The sequence below is a fragment of the Pseudogulbenkiania sp. FW507-F1 genome (genome assembly GCF_058781125.1).
Genome location: NZ_JBYSWM010000001.1, coordinates 285,999 through 308,345, shown reverse-complemented (window position 1 = coordinate 308,345; position 22,347 = coordinate 285,999). Strand labels below are relative to the sequence as shown.

The 22,347-nt window shown below is 67.5% G+C and carries 21 protein-coding genes; 14 read left to right on the top strand and 7 right to left on the bottom strand.

Annotated elements, in window-relative coordinates; translation table 11 throughout:
- The first annotated feature begins 178 nt into the window (after positions 1-178).
- Positions 179-607, top strand: coding sequence for an Hsp20/alpha crystallin family protein (locus AC3WG5_RS01465; protein ID WP_008952226.1), 429 nt, complete (start codon positions 179-181; stop codon positions 605-607).
- A 43-nt stretch (positions 608-650) separates the two neighbouring features.
- Here the strand turns inward: AC3WG5_RS01465 and msrQ are convergent, their stop codons facing one another.
- From msrQ to AC3WG5_RS01445, 4 genes are all read right to left on the bottom strand, one after another.
- Positions 651-1,328 (bottom strand): protein-methionine-sulfoxide reductase heme-binding subunit MsrQ, encoded by a 678-nt coding sequence (msrQ, locus tag AC3WG5_RS01460; RefSeq protein WP_492567529.1) that lies wholly within the window; start codon positions 1,326-1,328, stop codon positions 651-653.
- A complete protein-coding gene (gene msrP / locus AC3WG5_RS01455) occupies positions 1,318-2,226 on the bottom strand; it encodes a protein-methionine-sulfoxide reductase catalytic subunit MsrP (RefSeq protein WP_492567528.1) in 909 nt (302 codons plus the stop codon). The genes msrQ and msrP overlap by 11 nt, the downstream gene beginning before the upstream one ends.
- 87 nt (positions 2,227-2,313) lie before the next feature.
- Positions 2,314-3,234 carry a tRNA modification radical SAM protein MnmL/YtqA gene (mnmL, locus tag AC3WG5_RS01450; RefSeq protein ID WP_492567527.1) on the bottom strand — a complete coding sequence of 307 codons (921 nt, stop codon included), beginning with the start codon at positions 3,232-3,234 and terminating at the stop codon, positions 2,314-2,316.
- Positions 3,235-3,356: 122 nt separating this feature from the next.
- On the bottom strand, positions 3,357-3,539 hold the full coding sequence (locus AC3WG5_RS01445) for a protein MIGRI (RefSeq protein ID WP_008952230.1): 183 nt from the start codon (positions 3,537-3,539) through the stop codon (positions 3,357-3,359).
- Between the two features lie 159 nt (positions 3,540-3,698).
- Here AC3WG5_RS01445 and metX point away from each other — a divergent pair, with 159 nt between their 5' ends.
- The 3 genes from metX to AC3WG5_RS01430 all read left to right on the top strand — a co-directional run bounded on the left by metX (position 3,699) and on the right by AC3WG5_RS01430 (position 6,810).
- The gene (metX, locus tag AC3WG5_RS01440) at positions 3,699-4,841 is read left to right on the top strand and encodes a homoserine O-succinyltransferase MetX (protein ID WP_492567526.1); all 1,143 of its coding nucleotides are present in this window, start codon (positions 3,699-3,701) and stop codon (positions 4,839-4,841) included.
- On the top strand, positions 4,838-5,443 hold the full coding sequence (gene metW / locus AC3WG5_RS01435; protein WP_492567525.1) for a methionine biosynthesis protein MetW: 606 nt from the start codon (positions 4,838-4,840) through the stop codon (positions 5,441-5,443). Before metX ends, metW begins: the two co-directional genes overlap by 4 nt.
- 101 nt (positions 5,444-5,544) lie before the next feature.
- Entirely contained in the window at positions 5,545-6,810 is a 1,266-nt protein-coding gene (locus tag AC3WG5_RS01430) for an AmpG family muropeptide MFS transporter (protein WP_008952233.1), read from the top strand.
- A gap of 400 nt (positions 6,811-7,210) precedes the next feature.
- Here AC3WG5_RS01430 and wrbA read toward each other — a convergent pair whose 3' ends face one another.
- A complete protein-coding gene (wrbA, locus tag AC3WG5_RS01425; protein WP_492567524.1) occupies positions 7,211-7,813 on the bottom strand; it encodes an NAD(P)H:quinone oxidoreductase in 603 nt (200 codons plus the stop codon).
- Positions 7,814-7,947: 134 nt separating this feature from the next.
- Between wrbA and AC3WG5_RS01420 the strand changes: the two genes are divergently transcribed.
- Positions 7,948-9,159, top strand: a complete 1,212-nt coding sequence (locus tag AC3WG5_RS01420; RefSeq protein WP_492567523.1) for a YihY family inner membrane protein — start codon at positions 7,948-7,950, stop codon at positions 9,157-9,159.
- Here AC3WG5_RS01420 and AC3WG5_RS01415 read toward each other — a convergent pair.
- Positions 9,114-9,917 carry a DUF3025 domain-containing protein gene (locus AC3WG5_RS01415; RefSeq protein WP_492567522.1) on the bottom strand — a complete coding sequence of 268 codons (804 nt, stop codon included), beginning with the start codon at positions 9,915-9,917 and terminating at the stop codon, positions 9,114-9,116. The genes AC3WG5_RS01420 and AC3WG5_RS01415 overlap by 46 nt on opposite strands.
- A gap of 30 nt (positions 9,918-9,947) precedes the next feature.
- Positions 9,948-12,161 (bottom strand): sensor domain-containing diguanylate cyclase, encoded by a 2,214-nt coding sequence (locus AC3WG5_RS01410; protein WP_492567521.1) that lies wholly within the window; start codon positions 12,159-12,161, stop codon positions 9,948-9,950.
- 221 nt (positions 12,162-12,382) lie between these two features.
- Between AC3WG5_RS01410 and cysG the strand changes: the two genes are divergently transcribed.
- The 9 genes from cysG to AC3WG5_RS01365 all read left to right on the top strand — a co-directional run bounded on the left by cysG (position 12,383) and on the right by AC3WG5_RS01365 (position 22,346).
- The gene (cysG, locus tag AC3WG5_RS01405) at positions 12,383-13,792 is read left to right on the top strand and encodes a siroheme synthase CysG (RefSeq protein ID WP_492567520.1); all 1,410 of its coding nucleotides are present in this window, start codon (positions 12,383-12,385) and stop codon (positions 13,790-13,792) included.
- 54 nt (positions 13,793-13,846) lie between these two features.
- On the top strand, positions 13,847-14,248 hold the full coding sequence (locus tag AC3WG5_RS01400; RefSeq protein ID WP_008952239.1) for a PTS sugar transporter subunit IIA: 402 nt from the start codon (positions 13,847-13,849) through the stop codon (positions 14,246-14,248).
- Positions 14,241-14,510, top strand: a complete 270-nt coding sequence (locus AC3WG5_RS01395) for an HPr family phosphocarrier protein (protein ID WP_014088526.1) — start codon at positions 14,241-14,243, stop codon at positions 14,508-14,510. Before AC3WG5_RS01400 ends, AC3WG5_RS01395 begins: the two co-directional genes overlap by 8 nt.
- A 30-nt stretch (positions 14,511-14,540) precedes the next feature.
- Positions 14,541-16,280: a phosphoenolpyruvate--protein phosphotransferase gene (ptsP, locus tag AC3WG5_RS01390; protein ID WP_008952241.1), complete on the top strand. Its 1,740-nt coding sequence runs from the start codon at positions 14,541-14,543 to the stop codon at positions 16,278-16,280.
- Between the two features lie 137 nt (positions 16,281-16,417).
- Positions 16,418-17,503, top strand: a complete 1,086-nt coding sequence (gene rfaQ / locus AC3WG5_RS01385; protein ID WP_492567519.1) for a putative lipopolysaccharide heptosyltransferase III — start codon at positions 16,418-16,420, stop codon at positions 17,501-17,503.
- The gene (locus AC3WG5_RS01380) at positions 17,500-18,645 is read left to right on the top strand and encodes a glycosyltransferase family 4 protein (RefSeq protein ID WP_492567518.1); all 1,146 of its coding nucleotides are present in this window, start codon (positions 17,500-17,502) and stop codon (positions 18,643-18,645) included. Before rfaQ ends, AC3WG5_RS01380 begins: the two co-directional genes overlap by 4 nt.
- Positions 18,646-18,677: 32 nt before the next feature.
- The gene (gene msbA, locus AC3WG5_RS01375) at positions 18,678-20,438 is read left to right on the top strand and encodes a lipid A export permease/ATP-binding protein MsbA (protein ID WP_492567517.1); all 1,761 of its coding nucleotides are present in this window, start codon (positions 18,678-18,680) and stop codon (positions 20,436-20,438) included.
- Positions 20,431-21,528 carry a glycosyltransferase family 4 protein gene (locus tag AC3WG5_RS01370; RefSeq protein ID WP_492567516.1) on the top strand — a complete coding sequence of 366 codons (1,098 nt, stop codon included), beginning with the start codon at positions 20,431-20,433 and terminating at the stop codon, positions 21,526-21,528. The genes msbA and AC3WG5_RS01370 overlap by 8 nt, the downstream gene beginning before the upstream one ends.
- Positions 21,525-22,346 (top strand): polysaccharide deacetylase family protein, encoded by an 822-nt coding sequence (locus AC3WG5_RS01365; RefSeq protein WP_492567515.1) that lies wholly within the window; start codon positions 21,525-21,527, stop codon positions 22,344-22,346. Before AC3WG5_RS01370 ends, AC3WG5_RS01365 begins: the two co-directional genes overlap by 4 nt.
- Position 22,347 lies beyond the last annotated feature (1 nt).

Here is a 22,347-nt window from a genome sequence, read left to right as displayed (position 1 = left end):
AGGGTAGGGCGAAACCGCGTGGCTGCCAAGATGCCGCCGCCGATTTGCGCTAGGTCAAGCCAGCCCGGATGAAGGCCTTGAAAATCAGCGGCTAAGGACCATACCTAAGGTGAGTGGCTACCGGTTGTGCCGGCGGCCGGGCGATTGTTTCTTGTAACCCGACAGGAGGAGTAACACCATGAAAGACCTGATTCGTCGCACCAGTCTTGAACCGCTGCTCGACGACATGTTCAAGGGCTTCTTCGTGCGGCCGTTCGGCTTCGAGGCCGGCGCCGACCTGGCCGGCGGCATCAAGCTCGACGTCAAGGAAGACGACAAGGCGTACACCGTGCACGCCGAGATTCCCGGCGTGAAGAAGGAAGACATCAGCGTGCAGATCGAAGGCGGACGGGTGCAGATTTCCGCCGAGGTGAAGAAAGAGTCCGAGACCAAGGAAGGCGAACGCGTGCTGCGTTCCGAGCGCTACTACGGCCAGGTATCGCGCAGCTTCCAGTTGGCGCAGGACGTGGACCAGAGCACGGCCACGGCGCGCTACAACGACGGGGTGCTGGAACTGACGCTGCCGAAGAAGACCGGCGGCACTTCGCGCCAGCTGACCATCGAGTGAGCCGTCCGTTCTGTGCTGAAAGGCCGCCGCGAGGCGGCCTTTTTCATGCCTGTGGCTTGCCCTGAGCCGTGATCCGTGCCGCGCGTGCACGCCAGTACAGCCGCAGCCCCAGCAGCAGCGTCAGCACCGCGGCGTAGATCAGCGGCTGGCGGATGTCCTTCTTCACCAGCCACCAGTAGTGAGTGACGCCGAGCACCGCCACCGCGTACACCAGGCGGTGCAGCCGACCCCAGTTGCGCTTGAGCCGGCGCAGCCAGCCGTCGGTGGAGGTCACGGCGAGCGGCGTCATCAACAGCAGCGCGGCGAAGCCGACGGTGATGAAGGGGCGCTTGGCGATGTCCTTGACGATGGCGTGCCAGTCGAAGAACTGGTCCAGCCACACATAGGTGGTGAAGTGCAGCGTGGCGTAGAAGAAGGCGAACAGGCCGAGCATGCGGCGAAAGCGCTGCAGCACGTTCCAGTCGGCGAGCCGGCGCAGCGGCGTCACGGCCAGCGTGGCCAGCAGCCAGACCAGGGTCCAGGTGCCGGTGGAACGGGTGATGAACTCGATCGGGTTCACTGCTTCGCCGTTGAGCACGATCCACGCCGTACGCATCAGCGGTAGCAGGCAGGCGACGAAGACCAGCGCCTTGGCGACGCCCAGCGGCCGGGAGGCGGGACGGGCGGGGTTGGCCGAAGCCCGCGCGCGCGCCGGCGAGGGCAGGGTCTTGTCAGAAATCACGGCGCAGGTCCATTCCCCGATACAGGCCGGCGACCTGCTCGGCATAGCCGTTGAAGGGCAGCGTCTTGCGCTTGAAGAATTCGCCGATGCGCCGCTCGCTCGCCTGGCTCCAGCGCGGGTGGTCCACCGCCGGGTTGACGTTGGAGTAGAAGCCGTACTCGTCCGGCGCCGCCAGGTTCCAGCTGGTGAGCGGCTGCTGCTCGGTGAGGCGGATGCGCACGATCGACTTGATGCTCTTGAAGCCGTACTTCCACGGCACCACCAGCCGGATCGGCGCACCGTTCTGGTTCGGCAGCGGGTTGCCGTAGAGGCCCACCGCCAGGATGGTGAGCGGGTGCAGCGCCTCGTCCAGGCGCAGCCCTTCGCGGTACGGCCAGTCCAGCACGCGGCGCTGCTGGCCGGGCATCTCGGCCGGGCGCTGCAGGGTCTCGAAGGCGACGTACTTGGCCTTGCCGGTGGGCTCGACCTGCTTGAGCAGGCTGGCGAGCGGGAAGCCGATCCACGGGACCACCATGCTCCAGCCTTCCACGCAACGCAGGCGGTAGATGCGCTCTTCCTGCGGGAATTTCAGTAGTTCCTCGATGCCGAAGCGGCGCGGCTTCGCCACGTCGCCGTCCACCAGCACGCTCCACGGCCGCGTCTTGAGGCGCCCGGCGTTGGCCGCCGGGTCGGCCTTGTCGGTGCCGAACTCGTAGTAGTTGTTGTAGCTGGTGATGTCCTTGAGGCTGTTGAGCGGCTCGCCGGTCGACAGCGGGCTCTTCCTGGCGGCGAGCGCGGCCAGCGTCTCGCCCGACAGCATCAGGCCGGCGGCGCCGAGCATGAAGCTGCGGCGGTTGAGGTAGACCGCTTCCGGGGTGATCTCGGAGGGCGGGATGTCGGATGGTTTCTTGATCAGCATGGTAGCGGTCTCCACGGGGAATATGCCTTAGTCGGCGTTCCCGGACTGATCTGACAGCCGATCGTCGAAACGGTTTCGCCGCCGCGCTCAGGCTCCCAACCAGGGGCGGCCCAGCGCGCTGCCCTGCGGCCCGGCGGCGGCCAGGTTTGCGGCGATCGCCTGCAGCGCCGGCCAGCGCGGGCCGCACCACGCCGGGGCGATCAGGGTCGGCGCCTGCGCGGTGGCCGAGATGCGATGATAGACCACCTCGGGCGGGGTGTGGCGGATCAGTTCGGCCGCCAGCGCGGCGTAGTGCTGCTGCGTCAGCGGGGCGATCTCGCCGCGCCGGTACTGCGCCGCCATGCGGCTGCCGCGCACGATCATCAGCGGGTGCAGCTTGAGCCCCTCGACGCCGATGTCGAGCACCGTGGCCAGGGTCTGGTGCACGTGGGTGTCGTCCTCGCCGGGCAGCCCGGCGATGAGGTGGGTGCAGACCTTGAGCCCGCACCGGTGCGCCCGCTGCACCGCGTCGCGGTAGTCGGCGAGGCCGTGGCCGCGGCGGATGCGTTCCTGGGTGGCGTCGTGCGCGGTCTGCAGGCCCAGCTCGAGCCAGATCTCGTAGCCCTGCTGCTGGTAGTCGGCGAGCAGCTCGAGCGCGCTGTCCGGCACGCAGTCCGGGCGCGTGCCGACGCACAGCCCGACCACGTCGCTCTGCGCCGCCGCCTCGTCGTACAGCGCCTTGAGCGTGGTCACTTCGGCGTAGGTGCTGGTGTAGGCCTGGAAGTAGGCCAGATAGCGCCGGGCGCGGTCGGTCTTGTGTTTTTCGCGCGCGATCTGCTCGGCGATGGAAAGGGCGGCGGCGTCGCGGCCGAAGCTTTTGACGTCGCAGAAGGTGCAGCCGCCGCGGTCCAGCGTGCCGTCGCGGTTGGGGCAGGTGAAGTCGCCGGCCAGCGACAGCTTGTGCACCTTTTCCCCGAAACGGGTCTTGAGGTAGTGGCCGAAGGTATGAAGGTGGCGGGTCAGATCCATGCGCGGCCGGGCTCGTCGGCGGAAAAGCCGGCAGTCTAGCGGCTTTGCCGCGTCGCCGGCCTGAGCCGGATCAAGGATTCCGGGGCGCGGCGCCGGTCTGGTGCGGGGCGTGCGTCAGGGGGCTACAGCCGGTGGAAGCCCGCCAGGTAGAGCCCGACGAAGATCAGCGAGCTGATCAGCAGCGCCTGCGCCAGGGTCTGGAACAGTTCGCGCAACGTCTCCTTCTGGCGGCGGTTGAGCAGCCAGCGCGCCACGGCGTAGAGCACGGCGCAGAGCACGAAGAACTTGAACAGGCGACCGATCATGGGGGGCCCTGGCGGGAAGGAGAGGCGATTATCCGGCGCCGGTGCTATGCGCACAAGCCGATGCAGATATAATCGATCAAAACCGCGCCGGCCTGGACCGGCCATAACACGTACGCCTTGAAGCCGACAAAACCATATCAAAGAGGCACTGTTTTCACTATGTCCACAACCGAATCGTCGGTCGGTATCGTCAGCGCCCAGCAGGCGCTGTTCGACGTGCCGCTCGATCTGGCCTGCGGCAAGACGCTGACGTCGTACCAGCTGATCTTTGAGACCTACGGCGAGTTGAACGCCGCCAAGAGCAACGCCATCCTGATCTGCCACGCGTTGTCCGGCCACCATCACGCCGCCGGCCGCTACCAGCCGGACGACAAGAGCGCCGGCTGGTGGGACAGCATGATCGGGCCGGGCAAGCCGATCGACACGCGCCGCTTCTTCGTGGTGGCGCTCAACAATTTGGGTGGTTGCCACGGCTCCACCGGTCCCTCCAGCATCAACCCGGCCACGCGCCAGCCGTGGGGCTCGGCCTTCCCGGTGGTGACGGTGCCGGACTGGGTGACGGCGCAGGCGCGGTTGGCCGACCGTCTCGGCATCGACCGCTGGGCGGCGATCATCGGCGGCTCGCTCGGCGGCATGCAGGCGCTGCAGTGGAGCATCGACTACCCCGACCGCGTCGTCAACGCCATCGTCATCGCCTCGGCGCCCAAGCTGTCGGCGCAGAACATCGCCTTCAACGACGTGGCGCGCCAGGCCATCCTCACCGACCCGGACTTCCACGGCGGCGACTTCTACCAGCAGGATGCCATCCCGCGTCGCGGCCTGCGCCTGGCGCGCATGCTGGGCCACATCACCTATCTGTCGGACGACGGCATGGGCGAGAAATTCGGCCGCATGCTGCGCTCCGGCGAGTACAAGTTCGGCTACGACGTGGAGTTCGAGATCGAGTCCTACCTGCGCTACCAGGGCGACAAGTTCTCCGACTACTTCGACGCCAACACCTACCTCTTGATGACCAAGGCGCTGGACTACTTCGATCCGGCCAAGGACCACGGCGGCGACCTGGTGGCGGCGCTGAAGAAGGCGACCGCCAACTTCCTGGTGGCGAGCTTCACTTCCGACTGGCGCTTCTCGCCCTTGCGCTCGCGCGAGCTGGTGCAGGGCCTGATCGCCGCCGACAAGCGCGTGGCCTACGGCGAGATCGAATCCGCCCACGGCCACGACGCCTTCCTGATGACCGACCAACCCTATGTAGACCTGATGCGCGCCTACCTCGACCGTGTAGCCAAGGAGGTGGCGGCATGAGCCAGCACTCCGATACGACCTTGCGCCCCGACCTGCGACTGATCGCCGACTGGATTCCCGCGCGCGCCCGCGTGCTCGACCTGGGCTGCGGCGACGGCGCCCTCTTGGCCCACCTGCAGAGCCACAAGCAGGTGGCCGGCTACGGCGTGGAGATCGACGTCGGCAACATCGCGCGCTGCGTGTCCGCCGGCGTCAACGCGGTGCAGGGCGACCTGGAGGCGGGGCTGGCGGATTTCCACGACGGCAGCTTCGACCACGTCATCCTGTCGCAGACCATCCAGGCGATGCAGCACACCGAGGAAATCCTGCTGGAGATGCTGCGCGTCGGGCGCGAGGCCATCGTCACCTTCCCCAACTTCGGCTTTTGGGAAAACCGCTGGCAGATCCTGCAGGGGCACATGCCGGTGTCGGAAACCATCCCTTACCAGTGGTACGACACCCCCAACATCCACTGGTGCATGCTGGGCGACTTCGAGGCGCTGTGCGCCAAGAACGGCATCGGCGTGCTGGAGCGGGTGGTGATGAACGAGGGGCGGCGCATCCGCTTCCTGCCCAACCTGCGCGGCAGCCTGGCGTTCTACCGCGTGGCGCGCCACGCTTGACGCGCGGGGCGGCTCGGGCCGCCCCGTTGTTTCGCGGACCCCGCGCCCGAACCACGCCATGGGCACGGGGTCTAGCCTCTTTCGGCCAACCTTTGCCCCCTATGACTGAATCCGCGATTTCCTGGCGCCGCGTGATCTTCTCGCGCACCATGCTCACCTGCGTGTTCACCGGCTTCGCCTCCGGCCTGCCGCTCTACACGCTGATCAACCTGCTGCCGGCCTGGCTCAGGAGCGAAGGGGTGGACCTCAAGGCGATCGGCCTGTTCGCGCTGATCCAGCTGCCGTTCACCTGGAAGTTCGTCTGGTCGCCGCTGATGGACCGCTACGCGCCGCCGCTGTTCGGGCGCCGGCGCGGCTGGATGCTGCTCACCCAGCTCGCGCTGATCGCCACCATGGCCGGGTTCGGGGCGTTCACGCCGAAGCAGGAGCTGTGGGCCATCGCCGCGCTGGCGCTGGCGGTGGCGTTCTGCTCGGCGAGCCAGGACATCGTGCTCGACGCCTTCCGTCGCGAGATCCTGAGCAACCAGGAGCTGGGGCTCGGCAACACCATCCACATCAACGCCTACCGCCTGGCGAGCCTGATCCCCGGCTCGCTGTCGCTGATCCTGGCCGATCACCTGCCGTGGGGCACGGTGTTCTGGATCACCGCACTGTTCATGCTGCCGGGGGTGGCGATGACGCTCGCGGTGAGCGAACCGAAACTGGCCGCGGCGGCGCCGAAGACGCTGCGCGAGGCGGTGGTCGAGCCGTTCCACGAATTCCTCACCCGCAGCGGCCTCAAGGGCGCCGCGCTGGTATTGGGTTTCATCTTCCTCTACAAGCTGGGCGACAGCATGGCCACCGCGCTGGCCACGCCGTTCTACCTCGACATGGGCTTCACCAAGTCGGAGATCGGGCTGGTGGCCAAGCACGCCGGGCTGTGGCCGGCGGTGATCGGCGGCCTGCTGGGCGGGGTGTGGATGATCAAGCTCGGCATCAACCGCGCGCTGTGGGCGTTCGGCGTGGTGCAGGTGGTGTCGATCCTGGGGTTCGCCTGGCTCGCCGGGCAGGGGCCGTTTACCAGTATCGGCGCGGCGGAGCTGTCGCGCCTGGCACTGGTGATCGGCTTCGAGGCGCTCGGCGTCGGTCTCGGCACCGCCGCCTTCGTCGCCTACATCGCGCGCACCACGCACCCGGCCTACACCGCCACCCAGTTCGCGCTGTTCACCAGCCTGGCGGCGGTGCCGCGCACCGTGGCCAACGCCGCTACCGGCTACCTGGTCGAGGCCATCGGCTGGGCGCCGTTCTTCCTGCTGTGCACGCTGCTGGCGCTGCCGGGCATGGCGCTGTTGGCGAAGGTCGCGCCGTGGGGGCGCGACGACGGTTAAGAACCACTTCACACGTGTTCTCTATGCCGTTTATCGATCTGGATATTTGTGTCCGCTAGCGGATTTAGGGGCGGTGCTGACCGCTGGCAGGCAAGGGGGCTGTGTCGCCAGCCCCCTTGCAACCCCAGGCGACCCCGACGGCCCGTGAATTCCCGCCTGGGCTGGGTAGGGCAAGGCGCCACCGAACGCCATGCGTGCAAATCCATCGCTGGGCCAATCGGAGATTTGCTCAGCGGACCATTTGCTAACGTCACATCGCTCAAACAAGCGGCGGCTTAAAACCTTGCCCCACCCAGCCCAGGCGGCACGGGCCAACGGGGAGTAGGGTAAGTTGCGTCTATCTTGGCTCCGGGGTTTTGTTTGCTGTCCGGATCACGCCCTTGCCGCCGCTCTGGCCCTGTCAGTCGTGTTTGGCCGCCAGTTTCAGCGCCGCTTCGGCCAACCTTTTGCCCTGGGCGATGGCCAGCGTCTTCTCGTCGTCGCTGATGCGGCGGTCGTTGTTGAGCCCGGCGACGTGGCTGACGCCGTACGGGGTGCCGCCGGACTGGGTCGTGGACAGCGCCGGCTCGGTGAACGGCAGGCCGAGGATCAGCATGCCGTGGTGCATGAGCGGCAGCATCATCGACAGCAGGGTCGATTCCTGGCCGCCGTGCAGGCTGGCCGAGGTGGTGAACAGGCAGGCCGGCTTGCCCGCCAGGGTGCCCGCCATCCACTCCGCGCTGGTGCCGTCGAGGAAGTATTTCAGCGCCGCCGCCATGTTGCCGAAGCGGGTCGGGCTGCCCAGCGCCAGGCCGATGCATTCCGCCAGGTCGCGCCGTTCGACGTAGGGCGCGCCGGCCTCCGGCACGGCGGGCTCGGTCGCCTCGCACACCGTCGACACCTTGGGCACGGTGCGCAGCCGCGCCTGGCAGCCGGGCACGCTCTCGATGCCGCGTGCGATCAGCCGGGCCAGCTCGCGCGTGGCGCCGTGCTGGCTGTAGTAGAGAACCAGAATATCCTGCATATCGTCGTCCGAATCGTTACCATAAAGCGATAAGCATCAATCTTAGTGCAATTCGGCCGGCTTGCCGCGCCGCGTGGAATTTTCCGTCGTTCAACGCACTCTCTTAGTCCCTTTGCCGAAATTCTGATCCATTCATGTGTCTTGCCAATCGAATTGAACCCTACCGCGGCTTCGCCCGTTTCCTCGCCCGCCGTGTCGGCACGCACCGCGTGCTGCAGGTGGCCGGCAGCCTGACCTTCACCACTTTGCTGGCGCTGGTGCCGCTGTTGACCATCGTGCTGACGGTGGTGGCGGCGTTCCCGGTGTTTGCCGACTACAGCGCGCGCTTCAAGCTGATGCTGCTGTCGACGCTGGTGCCGGAGTTCGCGGGCAAGGTGATCACCGTCTACATGCGCCAGTTCGCCGACAACGCCGAGAAGCTGACCGCCGCCGGCATCGTCATGCTGGGGCTGACCTCGCTGATGCTGATGTCCACCATCGAGCGCACCTTCAACGCCATCTGGAGCGTGCGCCGCAGCCGTCCCTGGCTACAGCAGGGCATGGTGTACTGGAGCGTGCTGACGCTGGGGCCGATCGCCTTCGGCGGCGGCCTGATCGGCTGGCACTGGCTGCTCAAGGCGACCCATTTCGAGCGCTACTCGCGCCTGCTGGACGAGCTGCTGCAGCGCGGTGGCAGCATCTTCCTGACCACGGTGGTGCTATCGCTGCTGTACCGCGTGGTGCCGAACCGTTTCGTGCCCTACCGTCACGCGCTGTGGGGGGCGCTCGCCACCGCGCTGTTGCTGGAGGTGACCAAGGCGGTGTTCGGCTTCTACATCGGCGAGGTGGCGTCGTACAAGCTGGTGTACGGCGCCTTCGCCAGTATCCCGATCCTGTTGCTGTGGGTGTACTGCCTGTGGCTGGTGGTGCTGACCGGCGCGGTGTTCACCGCCTCGCTGTCGTACTGGGAGGGACAGGCGTGGCGCCGCCGCTTCGAGCCGCGGCGCCGCTTCCTCGACGCGCTGGAGGTACTGCTGCTGCTCGACACCGCGCAGCGCCAGGGCGTGGCGCTGACACCGGTGGAGCTGCGGCGCGAGGTGCAGGTGGGCTACGACGAACTCGGGCTGGTGCTCGACAAGCTGGCGCAGCTGGGTTACGCCCAGCGCGGCCAGCGCGACGGCTGGGTGCTGATGCGCAAGCTCGAGACGATCCCGCTCGCGGAGCTGTTCCAGCTCTTCGTCTACCGTTCCGACGTCGGCTACGACGACGACATCGGCCAGGGGCTCGACACCTTGCTGGCGCCGGCGCTGGAGCGGCTCGATCAGGAAACGCTGGCCGACTTCGCGCGCCGCGTCGGGCGGAAGTAGTCGGTGTTGGCGTAGAACGCCGGGTCCTCGTTGTCCGGCCACCAGCCGGGAATCCCCAGCAGCGGCAGCGGCCACAGTTCGCGCGGCCGCGCCAGCCAGCTGTCGTCGGCCAGCGCTTCGGCCAAGCGGTGATCGAGCTGGGCCAGTTGCCGGGCGTAGGGTTGGCCGAAGAACGCGTCATCCACCGCCAGCGCCAGCGCCTTGCCGCACCAGCCCAGGTGCGGTTCGAGGCCGGTCTCGAACAGCGCGTGGCCGAGCGTGAACACGCCGATGCGCCGCCCCCAGTCGTGCCTTCTTGCCACGAACAGCTCGTGCCAGCGCATGTCGTCCAGCGCCGCGCCCAGCACCGGGTCGGCGCTGGCGACGACGACCCCGCATTCGTCCAGCAGCGTGGCGGCGTCGCGCAGCGGGCCGCGCCGCACCTCGCCGCGGGCGATGGCGCGGGCGTGGCGCGCGTTCAGCGCCGCCTTGCTGCGCGGCCACGCCAGCCAGGCCAGCGCGTTGAACCAGTCGTGCCAGTTGCCGTGGCGGGTGGGCACCTCGCCGCTCTGCGCGATGTGCAGTTCGTAATAGTCCTGCGGCTCCAGGTCGCAGACGAAGCGCAGGCCGTTCGGTAGCGCGCAGCCGGCGGCACGGGCGCGCTCCAGCAGGCGGTCGTAGTCGGCCTGGTTCGGCCAGTCGCCGTCGGCAAGCGGGGCGAAGGGGCGCAGCGGGGCGTACAGCGGATGGGGGAAGTAGGTCGAGTGCCAGCGGGTCACGATGGGGCGCGATCAAGCAAAGGCGCCATTCTACCCCGCCAGCGGCAGCGACGGCGGGTCGCCGTCGTAACGGATGCGGTTGCGCCCCAGCGCCTTGGCCTGGTAGAGCAGGGTGTCGGCGCGGCTGAGCGGGCCGTCGATGTCCTTGTCGTCGGGGAACACCGAGGAGATACCGATGCTCACCGTGTAATGCACCGCGACGCCGCAGGCCATCACCACGCTGCCGTCGACCTCGGCGCGCAGGCGCTCGGCCAGGATGCCGGCCTCGGCCAGCGTGGTGAACGGCAGCAGCACGCCGAACTCCTCGCCGCCAAGCCGCCCGACTATGTCGGCATGGCGGAAGGTGTTGCCGCACAGCGTGGCGAAGTGCTGCAGCACCTGGTCGCCGGTGGCGTGGCCATGCTGGTCGTTGATGTTCTTGAAGTGGTCGAGGTCCATCATCATGATCGACAGGTCGTGGCCGTAGCGCTTGCTACGCAGCACCTCGGCCTCGCCCACCTCCATGAAGGAACGGCGGTTGAGCAGCCCGGTCAGGCCGTCGCGCGTGGCGAGGAAATACAGCTGCTTCTCGTGGCGGTCGCGCTCCAGCGCGATCGACGCCAGGTGCGTGCAGCGGTCGGTCAGGCGCAGCTCGGCCTTGCCGGGGTTGCGCGGGGTCGGGTAGTAGATGGCGAAGGCGCCCAGCATCTCGCGGCTGCTGGAGTAGATCGGCGTCGACCAGCACGAGCGCAGCCCGTGCGGCAGCGCCAGATAGCGGTAGTTTTCCCAGCGCGGATCGTGGGCGATGTCGCTCACCACCACGCGCTCGCCGGAGAACACCGCGCTCCCGCAGGAACCGGTCTCGGGGCCGATGGCCAGACCGTGCAGGAAACCGCTGAAGCTGGCCGGCAACGACGGCCCGGCCGCTAGGTTGAGCTCGGTCTTCTGTTCGTTGAGCAGCATGATCGAGCACACCGCCTGCGGCCGCTGCGCCTCCACCAGCCGGCACAGCCGGGTCAGAATATCGTTCAGCGGCTGGTTGTTGGCGATCATCTCCATCACCGCGTTCTCGTCGGCCAGCAGGCGCGAGCCCAGGCGCAACTCGGTGATCTCGCGCCCGATCGCCAGGATCGACACCAGTTCGCCGTGCGCCCCCAGCTCGGGAATCAGGTGGATGCTGAAGGTCGCCGCCTTGCCGAAGACGTCGAGCTCCACCTCGAGATGGCGTGCCTCGTGCCGCGCCAGCACCGCCCGGAAAGCCGGCTCCAGGGTGTCCAGCGCGCCCTGTGGCCAGCCCTGCTGGCGCAGCGTCTTGCCCAGATGCTCATGGCGCGGCAGCGGCAGGTAACGGGTGATGCTGCGGTTGATGAACTGGCAGCACAGGTTCAGGTCGTAGCGGGCGATCACGTCGTCGGCGTTTTCCACCAGGGTGCGGAACACCTGCTCGCGCCGCAGCAACTCGGTTTCGGCGTGCTTGCGCGAGGTGATCGACTGGCACAGGCCGACGATGGCGCTGATTTGGCCATCCTCATGGCGCAACTGGGTGCGCTGCTCCAGCCATTCCCAATGGCCGTGGCCGTGGCGGAAGCGGAACTCGAGGTAGGCCGAGCCGGTGGCGAGCCGCTCCGGATGCTCCAACATGGTGCGCAGGGCGTCGCGGTCGTCCGGGTGCACCCGTTCCAGCCAGTGGTCGAAACCGATGTCGACCCAGCCCGGCGGCAGTCCCAGCACGTTATCCGCCGCCAGCACCCGGCCGTAGACGCGGCGTGGCGCCAGGCGGTACTCGAACAGCGCCAGGCGCGAATCTTGCAAGGCCTCCCGCCATAGCTGCTGGCCGCGCTCGTCATCGTCCTGCTGGCTGATGTCGTGCAGCAGCAGCCAGCTGAAGCCGGCGTCCTGGCCGTCGAGGTCGGCAAGGCGCTTTTCCAGCCGCAACGAGAGGGGGGCCGCCGCCGGGCGGTTCAGCTCGCAGCGCCGGGTTTCGCCCCCGCCGCCGTGATCGGCCAGCCAGCTGCGGGCCTCGCCTGGCAGGTGCAGGTCGTCGAGGTGGGCGAGCGGGACGCCCAGCAAGCGCCGCGCCGCCGTGTTGGCCTGCAGGATGCGGCCGTCCGCGTGCAGCAGCAGGCAGGGCGCAGCCATCTCCGCGCAGGCCTGCAGCCGGCGTTGGCGTTCACGGTGGCGGCGCTGCAGCGTCGTGACGGCACTACCCAGTGCCATGCCCGCCAGCATGGCCAGTAGCGCCAGCAGCCAGCCCGATGACGGCATCAGCGGCGACCTCTGATCAACCCGAAGGGACGGGCTGCCACTGGAAAAGGCAGAAATACGGTCGTGCAGCGTGGGAAAATCGGTGTCAAGCGGGCCTCTGCGTGGCGGTCAGTCTCTTCCAGTATCATAGGACGTCCTGTGTTGCTCCGGACGAGTTCCACGGGTCGTCGTTTTTTTACAACATTTGCAGTATGCTTGGGGCATCGATGGGAGCCGCCTGAATGGATTATTTTCCGATCTTTATGAAACTGCGCGGCGAGCCCTGCTTGGTAGTGGGAGGGGGCGAGGTCGCCCTGCGCAAGGTGCGCCTGTTGCGCTCGGCGGAAGCGGCGGTAACCGTGGTGGCGCCGGAGCTGGTGGCCGAACTGCGCGCCATGGCCGGCGCGGGGGAAATCCGCCATGTCGACGGCCGCTTCAGCGGCGAACAACTGGCCGGCATGCGCCTGGTGGTGGCCGCTACCGACGACCGCCGCGTCAACCTGGCGGTGGCGGAAGCCGGCCGGGTGCAGGGCATCCCGGTCAACGTGGTGGACGACCCCGACATCTCCAGCTACATCACCCCGGCGATCGTCGACCGCTCGCCGCTGGTGATCGCCCTCTCCACCGGCGGCGGCGTGCCGGTGCTGGCCCGTTTGCTGCGCGCCCGGCTGGAAAGCCTGATTCCCGCCGGCTACGGCCGCCTGGCGGGCTTTGCCACGCGTTTCCGCGATCGGGTCAAGGCGCGCTTCGGCGACGTCGAGGCGCGGCGCATCTTCTGGGAGTCGGTGCTGGAAGGCCCGGTGGCCGACGCGGTGATGCTGGGCAACGACGAGGCCGCCTGTGCCGAGATGGAAAAGCGGCTTGCCAGCGCCGACGACAAGCCGACTGGCGCGGTCTACCTGGTCGGGGCCGGTCCGGGCAACCCCGACCTGCTCACCTTCCGCGCCTTGCGCCTGATGCAGCAGGCCGACGTGGTGTTGTACGACAAGCTGGTGGCGCCGGAACTGCTGGAACTGGTGCGGCGCGACGCCGAACGCATCTACGTCGGCAAGGCGCGCGCCAACCACGCCTTGCCGCAGGAAGACATCAACCAGCTGATGGTGCGGCTGGCCCAGGAGGGACGGCGCGTGGTGCGCCTCAAGGGCGGCGACCCGTTCACCTTCGGCCGCGGCGGGGAGGAGATCGAAACCCTGGCGGCGCACGGCATCCCGTTCGAGGTGGTGCCGGGCATCACCTCCGCCAGCGGTGCGGCCGCCTACGCCGGCATCCCGCTGACGCACCGCGATTACGCACAATCGGTGGTGTTCGTCACCGGCCATCGCAAGGACGACAGCATCGACCTCGACTGGCCGGCGCTGACCCGTCCCGAGCAGACCGTGGTGGTGTACATGGGCGTTTCCACCGCGCGCGAGCTGTGCGACGCTTTCATCGCCCACGGCAAGCCGGCCGAGACGCCGGCGGCGGTGGTCGAGTGGGCCACCACGGCGCGCCAGCGCACCGTCACCGGCACCCTGGCCAGCCTGCCCGAAGTGATCGCCCGGCATGGCGTGCAGTCGCCGGCGCTGATCATCATCGGCGAGGTGGTGAAGTTGGCCGAAACGCTCAGTTGGTACCGACGCATCGAAAGCGAGCCTGTTACAATCAGAAACTGATTTCAAAACAAGGACTCTCCGCGCGGGCTGGCGGTTGCAGGAAACTGGATAGACATGGTTGGCGTACTGATTATTTCTCACGGCGGGCTGGGTGACAGCCTGGCCGATTGTGCCCGGCACATTCTGGGCCGCAACCCGGAAAACCTGGCGACCATGGCGGTGGACAAGAACGACGATCCCGACCGCAAGCTGGCCCAGGCGCGGGCGCTGATCCAGCAGCTCGACCAGGGCGAGGGAATGCTGGTGCTGACCGACATGTACGGCGGCACGCCGTCCAACATCGCCAGCCGCCTGGTCGACAGCGGGCGGGTGGAGGCCATTGCCGGCGTCAGCCTGCCGATGCTGGTGCGGGCATTGTGTTACAGCAGCCAGCCGCTGGATCTGGTGGTCAAGAAAGCCGTGACCGGCGGGCTGGAAGGCGTGATCAATATTATTGCCGGGGAGGCAAATGCTTAAATCAGAGGTTGAAATCATCAACAAGCTCGGGCTGCACGCGCGTGCCTCCAGCAAGTTCACCCAGACCTCCAGCCGTTTCAAGAGCGAGGTCTGGATCTCGCGCAACGGCCGTCGCGTCAACGGCAAGAGCATCATGGGGGTGATGATGCTGGCCGCGGCCAAGGGCTCGACCGTGGTGCTGGAAGTGTCGGGCGACGACGAGCAGGCCGCGCTGGACGCGTTGGTGACGTTGATCAACAACCGCTTTGACGAGGCAGAGTGATAACTGCCGGGTAACGGAGGGACGGGGACCATGAGCATCATCATGCACGGCGTTGCCATCGGCGGGGGGGTGGCCATCGGGCGCGCCCATCTGATTTCCCGCAGCATGGACGACGTGACCCACTACGTGCTGGTGGCGGACGAGGTGCCGGCGGAAATCGCCCGTTTCGACGAAGCGATCAAGGCGACCCGCAAGGAACTCGAGATGCTGTGGGGCAGCATCCCGGAAAACGCCCCGGCCGAGCTGGGCGCCTTCCTGTCGCTGCACATCATGCTGCTGGGCGACGTCGCAATCTCGCGCGAGCCGCGCGACATCATCGCCACCCAGCGCTGCAACGCCGAATGGGCGCTCAAGCTGCAATGCGATGCGCTGGTCGAGCAATTCGAGGCGATCGAAGAAGAGTACCTGCGCGAGCGCAAGCACGACGTGCTGCAGGTGGTCGAGCGCATCTTCAAGAACCTCAAGGGCGAGGCCTCGTCGCTGGCCGCCCCGGAGGCGTTCGACGACGACATGATCCTGGTGGCGCACGATCTGTCGCCGGCCGACATGGTGTACTTCAAGGATTCCAGCTTCGCCGCCTTCGTCACCGACGTCGGCGGCACCACCTCGCACACTGCCATCCTCGGCCGCAGCCTGGACCTGCCGTCGGTGATCGCGCTGCACCATGCGCGCGAGCTGATCCGCGAGGAAGAAATGGTGGTCGTCGACGGACAGAGCGGCGTCATCATCATCAACCCCGACGAGGTAGTGCTGACCGAGTACCGCCGCCGTCAGCGTGCCTGGCGCGATGCCCGGCGCAAGCTGTCATCGATCCGCAAATCCAACGCCAAGACCCTGGACGGCACCCCGATCGACCTGCTGGCCAATATCGAACTGCCACAGGACGTCGAAGGGGTGCTCTCCGCCGGCGCGGTCGGTGTCGGCCTGTTCCGCAGCGAATTCCTGTTCCTCGGCCGCGACACGCTGCCGTCCGAGGACGAACAGTTCGAGGCCTACCGCAAGGTGGTGGAGAACATGAAGGGCCTGCCGGTCACCATCCGCACCATGGACCTGGGCGCCGACAAGAATCCGCGCTGGCTCAATCACGGCGTGGCCGACAACCCGGCGCTGGGGCTGACCGGCATCCGCCTCTGCCTGGCCGAGCCGCTGTTGTTCCGCGCCCAGCTCAGGGCGCTGCTGCGTGCCTCGATGTTCGGCAAGCTGCAGATCCTGTTCCCGATGATCAACTCGCTGCACGAACTGAAGCAGGCGCTGGTACAGCTGGAGTACGCGCGCGAGGAGCTGCGCGACGAGGGCATCGCCTATTCCGCCGAGCTGCCGGTCGGGGTCATGATCGAAATCCCGTCGGCGGCGCTGGTGGTGGGCAGCTTCCTCAAGCACGTCGATTTCATTTCCATCGGCACCAACGACCTGATCCAGTACACGCTGGCCATCGACCGCAACGACGACTCGGTCAGCCACCTTTACGACCCGGTGCATCCGGCGGTGATCAAGCTGATCCTGCACACGCTGCGCACCGCGATCAAGGCCGGCACGCCGGTGTCGGTGTGCGGCGAGATGGCGGGCGATCCGCGCCTGACGCGGCTGCTCTTGGGCATGGGGCTGCGCAAGTTCTCGATGCACCCGGCCAACCTGCTGTCGGTCAAGGACATCGTGCTCAAGACCCACCTCGACCAGATCGCGCCGCTCGTCGGACGCATGCTGAGAAGCGAGGACCCTGATAAGATTGCCGACCTGCTACAACAATTGAACGCTGAGCCGGCTGTCTAGTCGTACCGTTCGGGTAGCGCTGCGCGCTCCCGGCGCGACGCTCCGTCCCGACTCATCTGGTCTGACGCCGCCTTCCGCTGCTCGCGGAATGGCGGCGTCGGCGTATTTTAAGGGCCCCACAGCCGGCTGTTTTTCTTATGCTCAAGGACGCCATCGATCTTGCCACCGTGAAGCGGGTGCTGGTCATCAAACTGCGCCATCACGGCGACGTACTGCTGACCTCCCCGGTGTTCTCGGTGCTGAAGCAACACGCCCCGCACGCCGAACTCGACGCGCTGGTGTACCACGACACGCGCGACATGATCACGCAGCACCCCGCCGTCAGCCGGGTATTCACCATCGACCGCCAGTGGAAAAAGCTCGGCATCTTCGGCCAACTCCAGGCCGAGCTGGCGCTGCTCGCCGGTCTCAGAGGTCGCCACTACGATCTGGTGGTGCATTTGACCGAACACAAGCGCGGCGCCTGGCTCACCCGGCTACTCAAGCCACGCTGGGCGGTGGCGCGCAGCGGCAACTACGGCAAGTTCTTCGCCAAGAGTTTCAGTCACCGTTACCCGGTGGTGGCCGGCAACCGGCGCCATACCGTCGAGTTGCACCTGGACGCGCTGCGCCGTATCGGCATCCAGCCGGGCCCCGACGAGCGCGCCTTGACGCTGGTGCCCGGCGCCAACGCCGAGGCGGTGGCCGGGGCGAGGCTCACGGCGCTGGGGCTCGAACCGCAGCGCTACATCCTGATCCACCCGACCTCGCGCTGGCTGTTCAAGACCTGGCCGGTGCAGCACATGGCCTCCCTGATCGATGCCCTGACCGCACGCGGCGAGCAGGTGTTGCTCACTGCCGCGCCGGACCCCGCGGAACTGGCGATGCTGGAGCAGATCCAGCAGAAACTGGCGCGTCCGGTGGCGAGCCTCGCCGGACAGCTGACGCTGAAGGAACTGGCGGCGGTGATCGATCAGGCGCGCCTGTTCGTCGGGATGGATTCAGTGCCGATGCACATGGCGGCGGCCTTGCAGACCCCGACCGTGGCCTTGTTCGGCCCGTCCGGCGACATCGAGTGGGGGCCGTGGAAGGTGCCGCACCGCGTGCTCACCGAACCGCTGTCGTGCCGCCCCTGTGGCCGCGACGGCTGCGGCGGCGGCAAGGTCAGCGAGTGCCTGACGCTGATCGGCTCCGAGCGCGTGCTGGCGGCAATCGACGACGTGCTGGCGGAGGTGGGGGCATGACCCGGCTCGCCATCGTGCGCCAGAAGTACAACCCGGCCGGCGGTGCCGAGCGCTTCGTCAGCCGCGCGTTGGCGGCCTTGCAGGCCAACGGCGCGCTGGAGGTCAGCCTGATCGCACGGCGCTGGGAGAAGCTGGATGGGGTGGCCGCGCTGACCGCCAACCCGTTCTACCTCGGCAACGTCTGGCGCGACTGGGGCTTCGCCCGTGCCGCGCGCCAGCTCTGGCAGCGCGAGGGCTTCGACCTGGTGCAATCGCACGAGCGTATTCCCGGCTGCGACATCTACCGCGCCGGCGACGGCGTGCACGCCGCCTGGCTGCAGCACCGCCGCCGCGCCTTGTCCGGCTGGTCCGCCTGCGCGCTCAAGCTCAACCCCTATCACCACTACGTCTGCGCCGCCGAGCGGCGCATGTTTCTCGATCCGCGCCTGAAGCTGGTGATCTGCAACGCGCACCTGATCAAGCGCGAGATTCAGCAGCATTTCGGCCTGCCCGAGGACAAGCTGGCGGTGATCTACAACGGTGTCGACACCGAAACTTTCCACCCGCGCCTGCGCGAGCAGCATCGTGTCAGGATGCGGGACGAACTGGCCATTCCCGCCGAGGCGCCGACGCTGCTGTACGTCGGTTCCGGTTTCGAACGCAAGGGCGTGGGGCGTGCCGTACGCGCCGTGGCGGCGCTGGACGGGGTGTACCTGGTGGTGGTGGGCAAGGACAAGCACGCTGCGCGCTACCAAAGGTTGGCCGAAGAACTGGGCATCGCCGAACGGGTGCGCTTCACCGGCGCCCAGGGCGACGTCAAGCCGTATTACGGCCTGGCCGATGCCTTCATCCTGCCGACCCTGTACGATCCGTTCCCCAACGTCTGCGTCGAGGCGCTGGCCTGCGGCCTGCCGCTGTTCACCACCACCACCTGTGGCGCGGCTGAGCTGATCGAAGAGGGACGCAACGGCTGGGTGCATGACGCGCTGGACCAGCTGGGCCTGGTCGAATCACTGCGCGCCTGGCTGGCACGGCGCACCGACTGGCCAGAACTGGCTGCCGCAGCCCGCGCCACGGCCGAGCCCCTGACGCTGGAGGCGATGGCCGCGCAATTGGTTAATGTCTATCAACGTTTCCTCCCCGGCCCCCACATCGCGGTATAATCCGCTGTTTTTACTGGATACCTTTTACCCGCATGGCGGATTCCAAAGAGATCGGCAGCCTCGTGCTGTACAAGCGGCTGTTGCGTTACCTGCGCTCCTACTGGCGCGTATTCGTCGCCTCACTGTTGGCCATGATCGTGGCTGCCGCCACCGAGCCGGCCTTCGCCCGGCTGATGAAGCCGCTGATCGATGGTGGCTTCGTTCAGAAGGACCACACGGCCATGGTGTGGACGCCGCTCGCCATCGTCGGCCTGTTCATCCTGCGCGGTGTGACCAGCTACATCAACGAATACTCCACCAGCTATCTGTCCGGCCACCTGGTGCAGCGCCTGCGCGAGGAGATGTTCGGCAAGCTGATGCAGCTGCCGGTGCGCTACTTCGACGATCACCCGTCCGGCCGTCTGCTGTCGCGCATTGCTTTCGACGTTAGCCAGGTTACCGAGGCCGGCTTCAACATCATCACCGTGGTGGTCAAGGACGGCATCACCGTGCTCGGCCTGCTGGGGCTGCTGCTCTACACCGACTGGCAATTGACGCTGATCTGCCTGGCGGTGCTGCCGCTGGTGACGCTGATCGTGCGCATCGTCGGCAAGCGCCTGCGCGGCCTGTCACGCCAGAACCAGCACAATATGGCGCAGCTGACCCAGGTGCTGGGCGAGACCATCGACTGCCAGCGCGTGGTGAAGATCTACGGCGGTCAGACCTACGAGGCCGAGCGTTTCCAGCACGCCGCCGAGTCGATCCGCCACAACGCGGTCAAGCAGAGCTCGATGTCCTCGCTCAACACCGGCGTCACCCAGTTGGTGATCTCGATGGCGCTGGCGCTGATCCTGTATTTCGCCACGGTGCGCGCGCAGCATGGCGCCTTCACCGCCGGCGACTTCATGTCCTTCCTCACTGCGATGCTGATGCTGTTCGCGCCGGTCAAGCGCATCACCAGCATCAGCCAGTCGCTGCAGCGCGGCCTGGCCGCCGCCGAGAGCGTGTTCGGCTTCCTCGACGAGACGCCGGAAGCCGATCATGGCCGCAAGAGGTTGGCCGAAACCCGTGGTGCGCTGTCGTTCCGCCACGTCAACTTCCGCTATCCGCACGCCGAGCGCGACGCCATCGTCGATCTCAGCCTGGACGTGAAGCCGGGTGAAACCGTGGCGCTGGTCGGCAGCTCAGGCAGCGGCAAGACCACGCTGGTCAGCCTGATCCCCCGCTTCTACGACGTGGACGCCGGCAGCATCAGCCTCGATGGGGTGCCGCTCGCCGACATCGAACTGGCCAGCCTGCGCAGCCACATCGCGCTGGTGAGCCAGGACGTGGTGCTGTTCAACGACAGCGTGGCCGCCAACATCGCCTACGGCCGCATCGGCCAGGTCCGCCGCGAGGAAATCGTCGCCGCGGCGCGCGCCGCCAACGCGCTCGACTTCATCGAGGCGATGCCGGAAGGCTTCGACACCCTGATCGGCGAGAACGGCGTGCGCCTGTCCGGTGGCCAGCGCCAGCGCCTGGCCATCGCCCGCGCGCTGCTGAAGAACGCGCCGATCCTGATCCTCGACGAGGCCACCAGCGCGCTCGACACCCAGTCTGAACGGCTGGTGCAGGCGGCGCTGGAGCGCCTGATGCAGAACCGTACCACCATCGTCATCGCGCACCGCCTCTCCACCATCGAGAGCGCCGACCGCATCGTGGTGATGCACCAGGGGCGGGTGGCCGAGGTCGGCAGCCACGGCGAGCTGATCGCGCACGACGGCCTCTACGCCAACCTGCACCGCATGCAGTTCAAGGAGCCGCAGCATGGCTGAGCGGCTGACCATCCTGCACACCGAGTCCTCGCTCGGCTGGGGCGGACAGGAGCACCGTACCTTCAAGGAAATGGTGGGCTTGCGCAAGCTCGGCCAGCGCCTGCTGCTGGCCTGCCAGCCCGGCGCCAAGTTCGCCGTGCGGGCGCGCGAAGCCGGTTTCGAGGTATTCGAGGTGCGCATGCGCAACGGTGTCGATCTCGCCGCCGTTGCCAAACTGGCCGCGCTGATGCGGCGCGAGCGGGTGGACGTGGTCAACACCCACAGCGGGCGCGACAGCATCCTGGGCGGGCTGGCCGGCCGCTTGGCCGGACGGCTGGTGGTGCGCACGCGCCATCTGGCCTTGCCGATCACCTCGCGTTTCACCTACACCACGCTGCCGCACCACGTGGTCAGCGTCAGCGAGCACGTGCGTCGCTACCTTGAGGGCGAGGGGGTGCCGCAGGACCGCATCGGCACCATCTATACCGGCATTGACCCGGAAGCGATGGTGCTGGACGGCGCGTCCACGCTGCGTGCCGAACTGGGGCTGCCGGACAGCGCGAAGCTGGTCGGCACCGTCGCCATCCTGCGCAAGAAGAAGGGCCACCAGCGCATCGTCGAGGCCGCACCGGCCATCCTCGCTGCCTGCCCCGACGTGCACTTCGTATTCGCCGGCGACGGGCCGCAGCTGGACAACCTGAAGGCGCAGATCGCCGCCGCCGGATTGAACGAGCGCTTCCATCTGCTGGGCCTGCGCCGCGACATCGCCAACGTGCTGGCCGGCTGCGACCTGTTCCTGCTGCCGACCGAGCAGGAGGCGCTCGGCACCTCCTTCATCGAGGCGATGGCGATGGGCCTGCCGGTGATCGGCACCCGCGTCGACGGCGTGCCGGAGGTGGTGCGTCACGACGACAACGGCCTGCTGATCGAGCCGGACGACGTGGCCAGCCTGGCCGCCGCCGTGATCCGCCTGCTCGGCGACGACCCGTTGCACTCCCGCATGGCCGCGCGCAGCCGCGAGCTGGTGTCGTCGGTGTTCCACGTCGACACCATGTGCCGCGACATGCTGGCACTGTACCGCCGCTTGCTGGCCGCGAGGGGGATGCGATGAAACCGGCCCGCGCCGTACCGGTGCTGATGTACCACCACGTCAGCCCCAGCAAGGGCCTGGTGACGGTGTCGCCGGCCACCTTCGAAGCGCAGATGCGCTGGCTGGCCGAGCACGGCTGGACCACCCTGAGCACCGACGACTTCGCCGGCTTCCTGGCTGGGCGTCCGGTGCCGGACAAGAGCGTGCTGGTCACCTTCGACGACGGCTACCTCGACAACTGGGTATACGCCCATCCCGTGCTGGAACGCTTCGGCCAACGTGCCACGCTGTTCACCATCACCGGCTGGATTGGCGACGGCGCAGTGCGCCCGCATGCCGCCAGCGGCCAGGCGCTGCCCGACACCCCCGACCACAAGGCCTGCAAGCGCGCGGTGGACGAGGGCAGGGCCGACACCGTGATGATGCGCTGGAGCGAGATCGAGGCCGCCCGCGACGCCGGTACCTTCGAATTCCACAGTCACACCCACAGCCATGCCCGCTGGGACAAGCTGTGCGCCAGTGCCGCCGAGAAGCGCGACAGGTTGGCCGAAGACCTCGCCACCTCGCGCCGCACGCTCATCGAACGGCTGGGCGGTATCAGCGACCACCTGTGCTGGCCGCAGGGCTATTTCGACGACGATTATCTGGACGTGGCGCGGGCGGCCGGCTTCCGACATCTGTATACCGTCGACAAGCATATCAATACCGCCACAACCGACCCGCGACGGATCGGCCGCATCGTCACCAAGGAGGCCGATGACGGCTGGTTTGCCCGGCGTATGGCCATTTACCGTCGACCATTGCTGGGCGGGCTCTACGTGCGTCTGCGGGGAAAGTGAC

Excerpts from the sequence above, each read along its gene's own strand:
- metX (WP_492567526.1), top strand. The coding sequence starts at position 3,699 with ATGTCCACAACCGAATCGTCGGTCGGTATCGTCAGCGCCCAGCAGGCG.
- AC3WG5_RS01365 (WP_492567515.1), top strand. The coding sequence starts at position 21,525 with ATGAAACCGGCCCGCGCCGTACCGGTGCTGATGTACCACCACGTCAGC.
- ptsP (WP_008952241.1), top strand. The coding sequence starts at position 14,541 with ATGAGCATCATCATGCACGGCGTTGCCATCGGCGGGGGGGTGGCCATC.
- AC3WG5_RS01400 (WP_008952239.1), top strand. The coding sequence starts at position 13,847 with ATGGTTGGCGTACTGATTATTTCTCACGGCGGGCTGGGTGACAGCCTG.
- mnmL (WP_492567527.1), bottom strand. The coding sequence starts at position 3,234 with ATGGATCTGACCCGCCACCTTCATACCTTCGGCCACTACCTCAAGACC.
- rfaQ (WP_492567519.1), top strand. The coding sequence starts at position 16,418 with ATGCTCAAGGACGCCATCGATCTTGCCACCGTGAAGCGGGTGCTGGTC.
- cysG (WP_492567520.1), top strand. The coding sequence starts at position 12,383 with ATGGATTATTTTCCGATCTTTATGAAACTGCGCGGCGAGCCCTGCTTG.
- msbA (WP_492567517.1), top strand. The coding sequence starts at position 18,678 with ATGGCGGATTCCAAAGAGATCGGCAGCCTCGTGCTGTACAAGCGGCTG.
- metW (WP_492567525.1), top strand. The coding sequence starts at position 4,838 with ATGAGCCAGCACTCCGATACGACCTTGCGCCCCGACCTGCGACTGATC.
- wrbA (WP_492567524.1), bottom strand. The coding sequence starts at position 7,813 with ATGCAGGATATTCTGGTTCTCTACTACAGCCAGCACGGCGCCACGCGC.
- AC3WG5_RS01465 (WP_008952226.1), top strand. The coding sequence starts at position 179 with ATGAAAGACCTGATTCGTCGCACCAGTCTTGAACCGCTGCTCGACGAC.
- AC3WG5_RS01445 (WP_008952230.1), bottom strand. The coding sequence starts at position 3,539 with ATGATCGGTCGCCTGTTCAAGTTCTTCGTGCTCTGCGCCGTGCTCTAC.
- AC3WG5_RS01395 (WP_014088526.1), top strand. The coding sequence starts at position 14,241 with ATGCTTAAATCAGAGGTTGAAATCATCAACAAGCTCGGGCTGCACGCG.
- AC3WG5_RS01370 (WP_492567516.1), top strand. The coding sequence starts at position 20,431 with ATGGCTGAGCGGCTGACCATCCTGCACACCGAGTCCTCGCTCGGCTGG.
- AC3WG5_RS01430 (WP_008952233.1), top strand. The coding sequence starts at position 5,545 with ATGACTGAATCCGCGATTTCCTGGCGCCGCGTGATCTTCTCGCGCACC.
- AC3WG5_RS01420 (WP_492567523.1), top strand. The coding sequence starts at position 7,948 with ATGTGTCTTGCCAATCGAATTGAACCCTACCGCGGCTTCGCCCGTTTC.
- msrP (WP_492567528.1), bottom strand. The coding sequence starts at position 2,226 with ATGCTGATCAAGAAACCATCCGACATCCCGCCCTCCGAGATCACCCCG.
- AC3WG5_RS01380 (WP_492567518.1), top strand. The coding sequence starts at position 17,500 with ATGACCCGGCTCGCCATCGTGCGCCAGAAGTACAACCCGGCCGGCGGT.
- AC3WG5_RS01410 (WP_492567521.1), bottom strand. The coding sequence starts at position 12,161 with ATGCCGTCATCGGGCTGGCTGCTGGCGCTACTGGCCATGCTGGCGGGC.